The organism is Clostridia bacterium (assembly GCA_026414765.1).
Lineage (GTDB): Bacteria > Bacillota > Clostridia > Acetivibrionales > DSM-27016 > SKW86.
Map to the genome: position 1 here is coordinate 1 of JAOAIJ010000027.1, position 14,156 is coordinate 14,156.

The window sequence follows — 14,156 nt, forward strand, 5'->3', positions numbered from 1 at the left end:
TAGAGCATGCGGCTGTTAACCGCAGGGTCGTAGGTTCGAGTCCTACTTGAGGAGCCATTTGGGCCTTTAGCTCAGTTGGTTAGAGCAACCGGCTCATAACCGGTTGGTCCGGGGTTCGAGTCCCTGAAGGCCCACCATAAAAGAACAAGGAGTTATTTAAGCTCCTTGTTCTTTTTTTCTATATAGTTATCAAATGTATCACTGCCGACTTGTTGAAAAATTACACCTAAAGAATTGTTTGATTTGTCTTTGTGTCTGATGCTTGAAGTAAAATCTGAATTATGCATTATAGTGTCTGATGCAGTTTCAATATCTTTAATATATTTACCTCTAAAGTTTTGAATCATTATTTGCCTCCTGTTTACTGGGAATTTTATCTGACAAAGGATATTTTTTGTGATACAATCATTAATATGTTTATCTCTCACAAATTTTGAATAAAAGAAATTTGTTAAATATTAAACATGTTTTTCAACAAACTGTATTTTCAACTCTATATTGGTATATGATACTTTTGAGAACTTAATCATTAATATTATTATGCTCATTTACTTATGAAAAAATTATTAAGTTGCTGTATATTTGAATTTAGGAAAGTAACTCGGAGGCATTAATGGAGCTAAAAGGGAGACTTAAGCTGATAGCAGATAAAATCCCCGTATGTAGAACAGCATGTGATATTGGAACGGATCATGCATATATACCTATTTATCTGGTACAGAAAAATATATGTGAAAAAGTAATAGCCTCGGATGTCAGGATTGGCCCGGTAGAAGCAGCACGGAAAAATACATGTCATTATGGACTCAATGGAAAAATAGAAGTCAGACTTGGAAATGGTCTGGATACAATCGCTGAAGAAGAAGCTGAAGCTATTATTATAGCTGGTATGGGTGGAACACTTATATCGGAAATAATACTAAGAGGAATAAAGCTGGCAAGGAAAGCAAAGTATCTGGTAATACAGCCCATGAATGATCTTGAAATAGTGAGAAAAATGCTTTTGGATAACGGATTCGAAATATATGATGAGGAACTGACGGAAGAAGGTACAAAGCTTTATAATGTAATTTGTGCCCGCTGGACAGGGGAAAAGGCTATTGTTGAAGAAAATATTTATTATCATATAGGCAGACGGTTGATAGAAAAAAATGACCCTTTACTAAAGTTTCTTATTTCACGAAAGATTGTACAGTTAGACAGGGCATTAGAAGAGCTACGGAATGCAAAAGAAATGAATAGGGGAGTTGTTGATATTTATAGTGCTCTGTTAAAGGATTTGAGAAAACTTAAACAGGGTTATTTAGTATAAAGTTTTTAGTGGAATGAATAGGGACAGCCGTTTATCAAACTCTACGCACTCTTAAGGCTGAACTACGGATTCTGGAGTGCGTTGACTATACCTAGGAGGATACATAATGAAAATAAAGTGTAAGGACATAGTAAGCTTTCTTGAAAAATTAGCTCCGCCAGATCTTGCTGAAGATTGGGATAATGTAGGACTTATTCTTGGAAGTAGCAGACAGGTAGTGGAAAAAGTATTGGTATGCCTGGATGTAACTGATAAGGTTGCTGAAGAGGCAGTAAGTAACGGAATTGATCTGATCGTCTCCCATCATCCTCTTATATTTAAGGAAATGAAAAGAATTACAGAGGATGATTTTAAAGGGAAATTAATATATAATCTGATAAAAAACAATATAAGCGTATACAGTGCCCATACAAATCTTGATGTGGCAGATGGTGGGATAAATGAATGTCTTGCTGAGATTATTGGCTTGAGGGAAGTTAAAAACCTAAATAAGTATAAGAGTGAAAAGCTATATAAAATAGTAGTATTTGTACCTGCAGATAGCATTGAAAGAGTCAGAGAGGCTATGTGCAATGCTGGAGCGGGTTGGATTGGAAATTACAGCGATTGTTCATTCAGTATAAAAGGAACTGGAACTTTCAAGCCTTTAGAAGGAACCAACCCTTATATGGGCAAAAAAGGGATTTTGGAAAAGGTTGATGAATACAGACTGGAAACAATTGTGCCCCAAAGCCTCCTAAACAATGTTATAGATGCAATGCTAAATATACATCCATATGAAGAAGTGGCTTATGACGTATATGAGCTGGCAAGAAAGGGAAAAGAGAATGGCTTGGGAAAAGTAGGCCTACTAAGTAAGCCTATGAAACTGGAAGAGTTTTTGATGCATATTAAGAAAGTCCTTAATGCAGAAAATGTAAGACTAATCGGAAACAGTCAAAAGGAAATCAAAAAAGTAGCTGTTTTTTGTGGCAGCTTTGATCAGGAGTATTCCGGTATAGAAAAGTCGGGTGCAGATATTTTGGTAACAGGCGATATAAAATACCATACAGCTTTAGAAATGATTGAAAAAGGTTTATGTGTAATAGATGCCGGGCACTATAACACTGAAAGAATTATTGTACCAAAGCTGGTCAGTCTCATAAATGATAAATTTAAAGGTATAAAAGTTGCTGCCAGCGACATGGAAGAAGACCCAATAAAATTCAGTTGACATCAAAATAATAAGAGTGTAAAATAATAAATCTGATAAAGATAAAAACATGAGTAAGCCAGATGATCGCATGTACAGTACCGAAAGGTCGTATATGAGGAAAGTCCGGGCTCCAAAGGGCAGGGTGCCGGGTAACTCCCGGTGAAGGCGACTTTAAGGAAAGTGCAACAGAGATATACCGCATTCTGGAGACTTGAGACTGGAGACTTGAGGCTGGAATAAGAGTAGCTAAAAAGAAATTTTATTTCGGTTTCAAGTATCCGGTCTCTGGAAACTGGTTTGTAAGGGTGGAAAGGTGAGGTAAGAGCTTACCAGCGACATGGCGACTTGTCGGTCTATGTAAACCCCACCTGGAGCAACACCGTAGAGGGACATATTGGTTGCCCGCCAGTCCCGTGTAGGTGGCTTGAACTTTGCAGAAATGTAAGGTCTAGATAGATGATCATCAAATACAGAACCCGGCTTACAGACTTACTCATATTAAATATTAAAAGCACCCGCTTTAATGACGGGTGCTTTTGTTTTATATCTTGAATATTTTGATATTTTCAGAAAGCTTTCTTATCAGGGTATTCAGAGTGTTTATCGAATCGACAACTTCTTCTATGGAAGCAGCTTGCTGTTCTGTAGAAGCACTGATTTCCTCAGAGCCTGCTGAAGATTCTTCGGTAATAGCTGATATGTTCTCAATTGCATTCAACACCTTGTCTTTTGCGGCATCTATATCAGCTACATCGTTGTTTAAAGCTTCAATTTCCTTTATTACCATGTCTGATGCAGACCTAATATCACTAAACACCTGGACTGTATCATTAAGTGATACATTTGCTTCAAGTACTATCTGTTCTGCAAATTTCATGGTTGAATCGGTTTCAGATATAACATTTCGTATTTCGTTTATTATGTTATAAATTTCCTTTGTTGCTGTTGCTGATTCATCTGCCAGTTTCCTTATTTCTTCTGCCACTACGGCAAAACCTTTACCGGCTTCTCCAGCTCTGGCTGCTTCAATTGCTGCATTTAAAGCCAGCAGGTTTGTCTGATTTGCGATAGTACTTATAGTGGAAATTATATTTACGATTGATTTAGATTTCTGAGAGATTTCCTGAATGCTGCTGCCAACCTTTGAAGCAGCTTCCGTATTCTTCCCAAACTTGTATTCAAGTTCCCTGATCACATCTATCCCTGTTTCATTTTTCTTCTGTAAAGCCAAAGTATTTTCTATGGTAGCTCTGGATTTAAATGTTATCTCTTCTATTTTATCAGATAGTATTTTAGCTGTGCTTACACAATCCTGAGCCTCGGAAGCCTGAGTTGATATACCGGAAGCTATCTCCTGTATAGTAACGGAGATTTGCTCACTCGCTGCTGCAACCTGTTTTGAAGAGGTTAAAACAACATCTGATAGATTTTCTGATTTTTCAGAAACCTGCTGCAAATCTTCTATAAGCTTACGGATAGTATTCACGGCAGTGTTGAGTGATTTTTCCGTTTGTCCGAATTCATCCTTGCGGGTGCTTATTAAGTCTTTAGAAAGATCACAATTTGATAATTGAAAAGCATAATCATTGATTTTCCCAAGAGGTTTTCTGATATATATGGCAAAAATTATTGATATAGCAATACCTGCAATGATAAAAATCAATGTAAGTACTACAGACTTAATTCTTAGCGACAGTATTTCCTTGAAAAATTCATCCTTTGGTGCAGACATAGCTAACGACCAATCAGTGCCTTCTATAGGAACATACGTCATGTATTTTGTAATGCCCTCAAACTTATAAGTAGTAAATTCAGACTTTCCAGCAATCATATTTTTTATACCATTTGCAAGTTCTAAATAAGAAGAATCCTTTTCTGATTCCTTAATAAAATTCTTCTTATTGATTACAAAATCTATTTTAGGATGTGCTATAATTTCACCTGCACCGTTAACCATGTATGCATATCCGGTATCTGCAATTTTTATATTCTTCATTGCATTATAAATCGTTGTAGGTTCAAGAGTCGCGGTAATCACGCCGACTATGTTTCCACCTGAGGGAGACAGAATAGGAGCAGCACATACCATAACAAGCTTATTATCTATCTTACTGATAAGAGGAGAGGTGATTACAGTTTTTCCCTGCTTGGCTTGCTTGAAATAATCTCTTTCCGAAAGGTCGGTAGTGGTACCGTTTGTTGATTTTGCCATTCCCTGAAGGTCTAAGATCTGAAATCTTTGTATCCCCAATCTCTCCACTTCCTGTTTTAGAACAGGCAACTGTTCGTCCCAGACCATAGACTGTATTTCACTCCTAAAAGCTACACCCTCAACAGAAGTTTTAATACTACTAACTTCTTTCTCAAGCAAATAGGCATTGTCAGTAACCCTTTCTTGAAGAAATTGCTTGACATTGTTCTCTAGTGCCCTTGTGCCATTTGAAACATAAATGAAACCGCTTATAAATGAAATAAGTAATAAAATCAAAGACAAAAGGATAATTATTTTTAAACCGATACCTTTGAATAATCCTGAAAGCATGCTATCACTACGTACTTTGAAAATAGATTCCATAAGCTGGCTGCCCCCCTAAATATTGATGTTATGCTTGATATTGGCTATAGAAGCAAAATAGAAAAAATAAAGCTTTTTGATCGTTACCCAAAATTGAAATGAAAAATTACAATAAATATTATATCTCAATATCCAAAAAAAGACAATAGAAACCTCAAAATTACATAACATAACAATATACAACACTATTTTTATATAATACACAGGTTTAAAAGAAAAAGAAAGCAGCAAGTAATATTTTGTATTCAAAAAATAAATACTAAGCTTGAATATGAATAATTAATAGATGACTACAGGCATATTTATTCTGCATAAAATAAGGATGTGATTAATTGAATCAACAAAACAAAGTAACATTTGGAAGGGCATCAATTGAAGAAGCCTGTGAAGAGAAAGAAAAATGCAAAGATATTGAAAACATTAAAGATACGGGAACAGCAGCAATAACAAACCCAAGGGGGAATATCCACTGTCTGACGATAATCGGACAGATAGAAGGGCATATTATACTACCGCCTCAAAACAAGACTACAAAATATGAACATGTAATACCTCAGTTGGTAGCTATAGAAGAAAATCAGGATATTGACGGACTACTTCTGATACTGAATACGGTAGGAGGAGATGTAGAAGCAGGTCTTGCCATAGCCGAAATGGTGGCAAGCATGGCAAAACCGAATGTTTCACTTGTTTTAGGCGGTGGACACAGCATAGGAGTGCCTATGGCAGTCTCAACAAATTATTCGTTTATAGCGCCATCAGCAACGATGACAATACATCCTCTGAGGTTGAATGGTATGATTATCGGAGTGCCACAGACATATGAGTACTTTGATAAAATGCAGGACAGAGTTGTACAATTTGTTTCAAAGAATTCAAAAATCTCAAGAGAAAAATTCAGAGATCTGATGTTGAAAACAGGGGAATTGGCTAATGATGTAGGTACGGTACTGTTTGGTGAAGAAGCGGTAAGAAATGGTCTTATAGACGAAGTTGGAGGTTTGTCGGAAGCATTGAACAAGCTTTACGAGATGATAAAAATAGAAAGAGAAAACAAACTAAATAAGGAGCCGGGAGGTAATCTTCAGTGATATTTCACTCTGTGATCCCTATTGATGTGGTGATGGGAAATGGCTACAATAATTCTATAGAAAACAGTTATGTAGAAATGGATTATCTGGGTGAGAAAATACAGGTTTCTCCGTTAGAAAACAACAGGTACATGATAAACAGGCTTATAAGCACCTCACCTAAAGCTTATCTGAATCCGAAACTTCAGCCTGGAACCGTAATTGAAAAATAAAGGAGTACGCTATATAGGCAAAAAGACAAGTTTGTATAACATGATGCTGTAAGAGTACAAAAGAATACTTTACTGAGTATAAAATACTATAGTAAATATATATGAAATATGATATATTTAATGCTGAAACTAGATTAGGGCTAAGGATAGCAAACTAAGAATCCTCAGCCTTTTTTCGGGGGTCTTAGAGTGAAGGCGAAAAAAACACAAAAGAAGAGATATAAGCGAAAGGAAAGCGGTTTTGTTCAATACAACCAGGAAATTATAGGGATACTGGTGCTAACTTTTGGTGTACTTGTATCACTAAGCTTCTACTATAAAAATTCGGTAGGAATGTTTGGAAGGTTTATAAAAGAGCTTCTTCTGGGTTTTATAGGTATTCCTGCTTATGTATTACCTGTATTGATAATCGTTTACGCATTTTTTATCATATTTAAAAAGAACAGCAGGAATTTTAATCTTAGGGTACTATATTCAATTATTCTAATAGTGATCATATCATCAATGATTCACACAGGATTTTATAGTGAAAAGGATTATGAAAATCTGACTCCTGTGAGAAGCATATATAAGTTTTACGACAGTGGTCTGAGCTTGAGCGGTGGAGGAATTCTGGGAGGATTGATAAGTGCACCTTTTTTGATGATGTTCCAGGTATTGGGCACTATCATTATACTCACTACTCTTTCGATTATAGATATAATTTTATTAACCAACATATCCATAGCAAACTTTATAAGGAATATAAAAGGACTTTTTGTAAAAATATTTAGGAAATCTGTAACTACGTTGAAGGAAGCAGCTGAAAGAAGGAAAGAAGATAATAAATATGAGGAAGAGATGGAGATTGTCGGCGATGAAGATGATTTGAGTTTGCAGTTCAAGCCGGTTTCTAACGTTATAGATTTCAAAATTGAAAAAACTTCAAGGGAACTAAAAGAAAAAACAGGCAATAAATCCGGAAAAGTAGAAAAAGAGGATAATCAGACAGAAATTGAACCTATCGAGTTTATAATGAAGGATTTGAAAGAGAGTACTGCGGTAGAAATCAATAAGATAAAAGAAAAGGCAGCAGCACCAAAAATAGAAGCGTCAATAAATATTTATGATGGGAAGAAGGAAGCTGCACAGCCCCCTGTAAGTGAAAAGCTGATTGAAAAGGAAGTTGCCCAACATAACCATATTCATAATAGTGAATATAATTATCCTCCTTTTGAACTGCTGAGTGAGAATTCCGCTGACGGACAGGATTTGAAGGCATTAAAAAGCAGTGCGCTTGAAGGAGCACGTAAACTGGAAGATACGCTAAAGAGCTTTGGGGTGGAAGCAAAAGTTATAAATATCAGCCGTGGACCTGCTGTCACAAGGTATGAACTACAGCCAAGTCCTGGTGTAAAGGTCAGTAAAATAGTTAACCTCTCGGATGATATATCTCTAAATCTTGCTGCATCAGGGGTAAGAATAGAAGCTCCTATACCCGGAAAAGCAGCTATAGGTATAGAAGTTCCTAACAAAGAAGTGACACCTGTTTTCCTTAGAGAGGTAATAGAGTCCGATGAGTTTTCCAAATTCCAGTCAAAGCTTGCGTTTGCCGTTGGTAAGGATATATCAGGAGAAAACATTGTCGCTGATATAGCAAAAATGCCACATTTATTGATTGCAGGTGCAACTGGTGCAGGAAAAAGTGTATGCATAAACAGCCTTATAATAAGCTTGCTCTACAAAGCATCCCCTGATGAAGTGAAGCTTCTTATGGTAGACCCAAAAGTTGTTGAGCTTGGAGTTTATAATGGGATACCTCATCTTCTGATTCCTGTAGTAACCGACCCGAGAAAAGCTGCAGGTGCTTTAAACTGGGCTGTACAGGAAATGGTAAACAGATATAAGTTATTTGCGGAAAAAGGTGTAAGAGATATAAAAGGATACAATGCTATGCTCAGAGCTTCCGGAGAAATGGGAGGATTGCCGCAGATTGTCATTATTATCGACGAGCTTGCAGACTTGATGATGGTTGCACCGAATGATGTAGAGGATGCTATTTGCAGGCTTGCACAGATGGCAAGAGCTGCAGGAATGCACCTTGTTATAGCAACACAGAGGCCTTCTGTGGATGTCATAACAGGTATTATAAAGGCTAATATTCCATCCAGGATTTCTTTTGCAGTTACATCCCAGGTAGATTCAAGAACGATTCTCGACATGGCAGGGGCTGAAAAGTTGTTGGGAAAAGGGGATATGCTTTTTTATCCTGTTGGGGAACCAAAACCGATAAGGGTTAAAGGGGCATTTGTAACTGAAAAGGAAGTAGAGAATGTAGTAGAGCATATAAAGTCTCTTGGAAATGCAGAATATGACGAAAATATTATAGAAGAAATAAACAGTGAAAACGTTCCCGAAGAAAAAGATCCGGGTGATAACGACGAACTTTTACCTCAAGCTATTGAACTTGTTGTTGAGTCTGGCCAGGCTTCAGTTTCACTTATTCAAAGGAAATTCAAAGTGGGATATGCAAGAGCTGCAAGAATTATAGATCAGATGGAGGAAAGAGGAGTAGTAGGAGGATATGAGGGAAGCAAACCCAGACAGGTACTGATGACCAGGCTGCAATGGCAGGAAATGCAAATGGCAAACAATCAGTAAGCATACAGATGCATTATAAATATGACCTGGGTTATATTTATAATGCATTTACTTATACAGCTATGATGATTACAGATGACAAACAATTTATTTCAGTTTTTTCTCAATTTTATTTCTACTTGTCAAGTTCCTACTGTCTATTTATAATGGAGGGGTTGTATGTCGATTATTGTAGCATTTACCATATTGATGATGATATTACTCATCGGATATATGGCCTACCGGCTTTATTTACGAAGAAAGCCACTTGTTCTCATATTTCTTTGTTTTCAGATTTTTTCCACAACTCTGGCGGTTTTCAGCTTTATTAATGACATAGACGTACTAAAAACATACTATATAGAGGCTACATTTATATTAATGGGAATTATCATACCGGCTATGTTTTTTATTTATGATTATAGAAAAATGGTAAACAAGATAAGAAGCCATGGTATATTTGAAGGTTTTATAGAAGCTGTACCGAGAGAGCTTTTGCCGGATCAAAATATAAATACCGATAAAAGGTATATAAATCCTATCATTAAAGAACGCCAGATACCTGATCTAATGAACGACATTTCACTTAATAAGGACGATATCCTGAGAAATACAAAAAAAAGTCTTACACAGGCTCAATTATATATAAACAATAAAGATTATGAAAATGCATATGAAATATACAATACTCTGATTAAGCTGATAAGCAGCAATCCGGGTTTGCACTATAATTTAGCCAATATATGCTACTTGAAAGGGAATTATTCTGATGCGGTAAATAGCTATAAGAAAGTACTTGATATTAATGAGAACTTAATAAAAGGAACGGATGCATCCGGTGACTGGCGGACAGCAGATAAAAACAAAAGAGAGGCCGGAAGCGCAAAATCGGAATCAGAAATAAGATATGAAGAATATATGGTGTATTATAATCTCGGTAATGCACAGTTTAAGCTTAATAAATTTGAACAGGCAATAGATTCATACAAAAAAGCTCTTGATATCAATCCAGGGCTTGAAGACGCAAATGAAAACATAGCCAGAGCATTGATTTCACTTAATAAGATAAATGAAGCAATAGATTTTTATAAAAAAGTGGTAGAAGGCGACAGTAACAATTACAGGGTTCATTATGTAATAGGTAAGCTTTACAACGAAATCAGGAATTATGATGAAGCAATAATCGAATTGCAGGAAGCGCACAGGATTAAGCCGTCATGCAAGGAAACCTGTGAACTTATGGGGCAGGTATTTGCAAAAGTAGGAAGACATTCTGATTCAATAGCAATATTTCATAAGCTGATAAAACTGGCTCCTGAAGACTATAAAGCATATTACAGCATTGGTACCTCATATTACAGAACAGGAGAAAAAGAAAAGGCTATAGAGTATTTCAAAAAGTCAATAGAGATCAAACCTGATAGCTATAAAAGCTATTATAACCTTGCTGTGGCATTAGATGAGACAGGAATGCAGGATGAGGCTATAACCGCATTTAAGAAGGTAATAGATATAAAAGTTGACTTTATTGATGCATATAATAACCTTGGAATAATACTTTCTACTATGGGAAGACATCTTGAAGCGCTTGATATATATGTAAAAGGTTTGAATAAGAATCCTGAGGAATACAGTCTTTTTTACAATATGGGAATAACACTGTCAGAAATGGGAAGATACTCAGAGGCTGTAGAAGCTTATAGAAATGCGCTTGAAATAAAGCCGGACGAATTTGAAATAAATTATCATTTGGGTGCGGCATTAATCGAAATAAAGAAGTACGATGACGCTGTAGAAGTGTATAAAGATGCCATAAAGATAAAGCCTTCGGAAAGTGATTTGTTTTATAATATTTCTATTGCATATTCTTTATTGAAAAAACATGATATTGCTATTGATAATCTGAAAAAGGCTATTGAACTGAATCCGGGTATAAAAAGTGAAGCAAAAGAAAACAAAGCATTTGAAAGCTTGAAAGGTAAAAATGAGTTTCTGGAATTGGTTTCTTAGAAAGTAGGAGATGATATTAGCGTAAATGAAAAATACTAAGATTCGGTATGAAAAAACGGGAATCTTAGTATTTTTGTTTATTTTGTAGCATTTTGTGTTAAAATTACTAATATTGCGAAATATAAATATACCGACAAAGATAGGTATATTTATATTGTTTTACGCTTTACGCTTGTATTCTAAAATTGTGTATTATGATTGGAGTGCTATAAATGAGTTTTTTACCGGTTACAAAGGATGATATGCAAAAAAGGGGTTGGGATGAACTCGACTTTCTATATATTAGCGGAGACGCATATGTTGACCATCCAAGTTTTGGTCATGCTATAATTACTAGATTATTGGAAAGTGAAGGATTCAGGGTAGGAATAATTCCCCAACCAAATTGGAGAAATGTTAATGACTTTATGACGTTAGGACGACCTAAATACGCTGCACTTATATCTTCTGGAGTAATTGATTCCATGGTAAACCATTATACAGCCAGCAAAAAAACTAGAAGCAGCGATGTTTATTCACCTGGAGGAAAAGCAGGCTACCGCCCTGATAGAGCTGTAATTTCTTATGCAAATAAAGTGAGAGAAGCTTTTAAGGATATACCTGTATTAATTGGAGGAATTGAAGCAAGTCTCAGGAGATTTGCCCATTATGATTACTGGGATAACAGAGTCAGAAGGTCGATTCTTCAAGATTCTAAAGCTGATTTACTTTTATACGGCATGGGTGAAAAATCCATATTGGAAATAGCAAAGTTACTTAAGCAGGGTGTGCCTGTAAGTGAAATGCGGAGTATCAGAGGGACCTGCTACTTGGCAGGGATTGACAAAATACCGGAGGAAGTGGCATATGCAATCAAAAACGGTATATCAGAAGGAAATATACTTCTACCTTCATTTGAAGAGGTGTCGGAAAGCAGGGAAAAATATGCAGAGGCTTTTAAAATTCAATACGATGAACAGGATGCAATGACAGGTAAAACACTGATACAGAAACATGGAGACAGATATCTGGTGCAGAATCCGCCTGTCTTCTCCATGAGTGTAAAGGAAATGGACAGAGTGTATGCTTTGCCTTATGAAAGGACTTATCATCCAATGTACGAAAAAGATGGAGGTATACCTGCCATTAGGGAAGTAGAGTTCAGCATAACAAGTCATAGGGGTTGTTATGGCGGTTGTTCCTTTTGTGCTCTCAACTTTCATCAGGGACGTGTTATACAAAGCAGAAGTCAGGAATCCATATTGAATGAAGCCAGGAAGCTTACATGGTTGCCCGGCTTTAAAGGATATATTCACGATATAGGCGGTCCGACAGCTAATTTTAGACATGCAGCATGTAAAAAGCAGGTGAAAAGCGGTGTATGTAAGGGAAAACAGTGTCTGCATCCTGAACCGTGTAAAAACCTGATTGTTGACCATACTGAATACTTAAGCCTCTTAAGAAAATTAAGGGAACTTCCTGAAGTAAAAAAGGTATTTATCAGATCAGGCATAAGATATGACTATCTAATGCTGGACAAAAATGATGACTTTTTTACTGAACTTTGTGAACATCATGTTAGTGGGCAACTAAAGGTTGCACCGGAACATATAGCAGACAGAGTACTTGAAAAGATGGGAAAGCCGGGCAGAAAGGTCTATGACAGGTTTGTAAAGAAATTTTATGAAATAAACAAAAAGCTGCACAAAGAACAGTATCTCGTACCGTATATGATATCAAGCCATCCGGGAAGTGATTTGAAAGCTGCAATAGAGCTTGCGGAATATCTGAGGGATTTGGGGTATATGCCTGAGCAGGTACAGGATTTTTATCCTACGCCGGGAACCTTGTCTACTTGTATGTTCTATACAGGCTTGGACCCTAGAGATATGAAGAAGGTCTATGTACCGAAATCAACAAGGGAAAAAGAAATGCAAAGAGCTTTGCTGCAATATCGGAAGCCTGAAAACTACAACCTTGTATACGAGGCTCTGAAAATCGCCGGGAGGGATGATCTGATAGGATTCGGTCCCAAAACACTTTTAAGACCGAGAAGGGTAATAAGGCGTGCAGAAGAGAGAAAAACCGAACTAAAAACAGGGGATAGAAGAAAACTTCAGAAAAATTGTAAAAATAAACCGGAAAAACAGAGTAATAAGACTAAAAATAAAAGTTCTTCAAAAATGAAAAAATTGACAAGAGAAAGGTATTAAAATAAAATTAAGATTGCTTGGTGAAGGAGAAATCATATAAAGATAATATGATTTTAAATATTAATTTCAGAAAGGTTTGATACATAATGGGCGCTAAAGTATTAAGTGGTACGGATTTAGCAAAGAAGATCAAAGAAAGCTTAAAGGAAGAGGTCGGACAACTAAAACAGAATGGAGTTAATACAGGATTGGCTGTTGTTATAGTGGGAAATGACCCGGCTTCCAGGCTATACGTTGATTTTAAGAAAAAGGATTGTGAAGAGGTGGGGATTCAGTCCTTTGAGTATGCTTTGGCAGAAGAAACAACGGAAGAAGAGCTTATAAATTTGATAGAAAGGCTAAACAAAGATCCTAAGGTTAACGGTATTCTGGTACAAAGTCCGCTACCCCCACACATCAACGAGGATAACGTAATATTCGCAATAAACCCTTTAAAGGATGCAGACTGTTTCCACCCTGTAAACGTAGGAAAGCTCATGATCGGAAAACCAGATTTTCTGCCTTGTACTCCAGCGGGAGTAATAGAGCTTCTGGAGGAACATAATATCGAGATAAGTGGAAAGGAATGTGTAGTAGTAGGCAGGAGCAATATTGTAGGAAAGCCTCAGGCTATTATGTTATTGAATAAAAACGGAACAGTAACCGTATGCCATTCAAGAACTAAAGACCTTGATGAGGTATGCCGCAGGGCGGATATATTGGTAGTTGCAGTAGGTAAGGCAGAGATAGTAAAGGCAAATGCAGTTAAACCCGGTGCAGTAGTGATCGATGTAGGCGTTAGCAGGCTCGAGAATAATAAACTTGTAGGGGATGTAGAATTTTCAACCGTTTCGGAAAAAGCATCAGCAATAACACGTGTTACAGGCGGTGTTGGGCCTATGACAAGAGCTATTCTTCTCAAAAACACTGTGAAAGCTGCAAGATTACAAAGTAAAGTGTAAAGAAGTGTA

10 protein-coding genes, 1 tRNA gene and 1 other RNA gene are annotated in these 14,156 nt (G+C 36.6%); 10 read left to right on the forward strand and 2 right to left on the reverse strand.

The annotated features are described in order from the left end of the window. The first annotated feature begins 60 nt into the window (after nt 1-60). A tRNA-Ile gene (locus N3I35_11100) sits at nt 61-137 on the forward strand. Nucleotides 138-152: 15 nt separating this feature from the next. On the opposite strand, the gene N3I35_11105 is transcribed toward N3I35_11100, so the two are convergent. Then, nucleotides 153-347 carry a hypothetical protein gene (locus N3I35_11105; GenBank protein ID MCX8130632.1) on the reverse strand — a complete coding sequence of 65 codons (195 nt, stop codon included), beginning with the start codon at nt 345-347 and terminating at the stop codon, nt 153-155. A 266-nt stretch (nt 348-613) separates the two neighbouring features. Between N3I35_11105 and N3I35_11110 the strand changes: the two genes are divergently transcribed. The 3 genes from N3I35_11110 to rnpB all read left to right on the forward strand — a co-directional run bounded on the left by N3I35_11110 (nt 614) and on the right by rnpB (nt 3,007). Then, nucleotides 614-1,312 carry a class I SAM-dependent methyltransferase gene (locus N3I35_11110; GenBank protein MCX8130633.1) on the forward strand — a complete coding sequence of 233 codons (699 nt, stop codon included), beginning with the start codon at nt 614-616 and terminating at the stop codon, nt 1,310-1,312. Between the two features lie 106 nt (nt 1,313-1,418). Further along, nucleotides 1,419-2,525 carry a Nif3-like dinuclear metal center hexameric protein gene (locus N3I35_11115; GenBank protein MCX8130634.1) on the forward strand — a complete coding sequence of 369 codons (1,107 nt, stop codon included), beginning with the start codon at nt 1,419-1,421 and terminating at the stop codon, nt 2,523-2,525. Between the two features lie 50 nt (nt 2,526-2,575). After that, nucleotides 2,576-3,007: RNase P RNA component class A (gene rnpB, locus N3I35_11120), an RNA gene on the forward strand. 41 nt (nt 3,008-3,048) lie between these two features. Here rnpB and N3I35_11125 read toward each other — a convergent pair. After that, nucleotides 3,049-5,082, reverse strand: a complete 2,034-nt coding sequence (locus tag N3I35_11125) for a methyl-accepting chemotaxis protein (protein MCX8130635.1) — start codon at nt 5,080-5,082, stop codon at nt 3,049-3,051. Between the two features lie 332 nt (nt 5,083-5,414). Here N3I35_11125 and N3I35_11130 point away from each other — a divergent pair, with 332 nt between their 5' ends. The 6 genes from N3I35_11130 to folD all read left to right on the forward strand — a co-directional run bounded on the left by N3I35_11130 (nt 5,415) and on the right by folD (nt 14,147). Beyond that, nucleotides 5,415-6,173 (forward strand): ATP-dependent Clp protease proteolytic subunit, encoded by a 759-nt coding sequence (locus tag N3I35_11130; GenBank protein MCX8130636.1) that lies wholly within the window; start codon nt 5,415-5,417, stop codon nt 6,171-6,173. Beyond that, nucleotides 6,170-6,385, forward strand: a complete 216-nt coding sequence (locus N3I35_11135; protein ID MCX8130637.1) for a YlzJ-like family protein — start codon at nt 6,170-6,172, stop codon at nt 6,383-6,385. The genes N3I35_11130 and N3I35_11135 overlap by 4 nt, the downstream gene beginning before the upstream one ends. 189 nt (nt 6,386-6,574) lie before the next feature. After that, nucleotides 6,575-9,025 carry a DNA translocase FtsK gene (locus N3I35_11140; protein MCX8130638.1) on the forward strand — a complete coding sequence of 817 codons (2,451 nt, stop codon included), beginning with the start codon at nt 6,575-6,577 and terminating at the stop codon, nt 9,023-9,025. A 159-nt stretch (nt 9,026-9,184) separates the two neighbouring features. Further along, a complete protein-coding gene (locus N3I35_11145; GenBank protein MCX8130639.1) occupies nt 9,185-11,014 on the forward strand; it encodes a tetratricopeptide repeat protein in 1,830 nt (609 codons plus the stop codon). A gap of 212 nt (nt 11,015-11,226) precedes the next feature. Next, nucleotides 11,227-13,206 carry a YgiQ family radical SAM protein gene (locus N3I35_11150; GenBank protein ID MCX8130640.1) on the forward strand — a complete coding sequence of 660 codons (1,980 nt, stop codon included), beginning with the start codon at nt 11,227-11,229 and terminating at the stop codon, nt 13,204-13,206. 86 nt (nt 13,207-13,292) lie between these two features. Then, on the forward strand, nt 13,293-14,147 hold the full coding sequence (gene folD / locus N3I35_11155) for a bifunctional methylenetetrahydrofolate dehydrogenase/methenyltetrahydrofolate cyclohydrolase FolD (protein MCX8130641.1): 855 nt from the start codon (nt 13,293-13,295) through the stop codon (nt 14,145-14,147). Nucleotides 14,148-14,156: the final 9 nt, after the last annotated feature.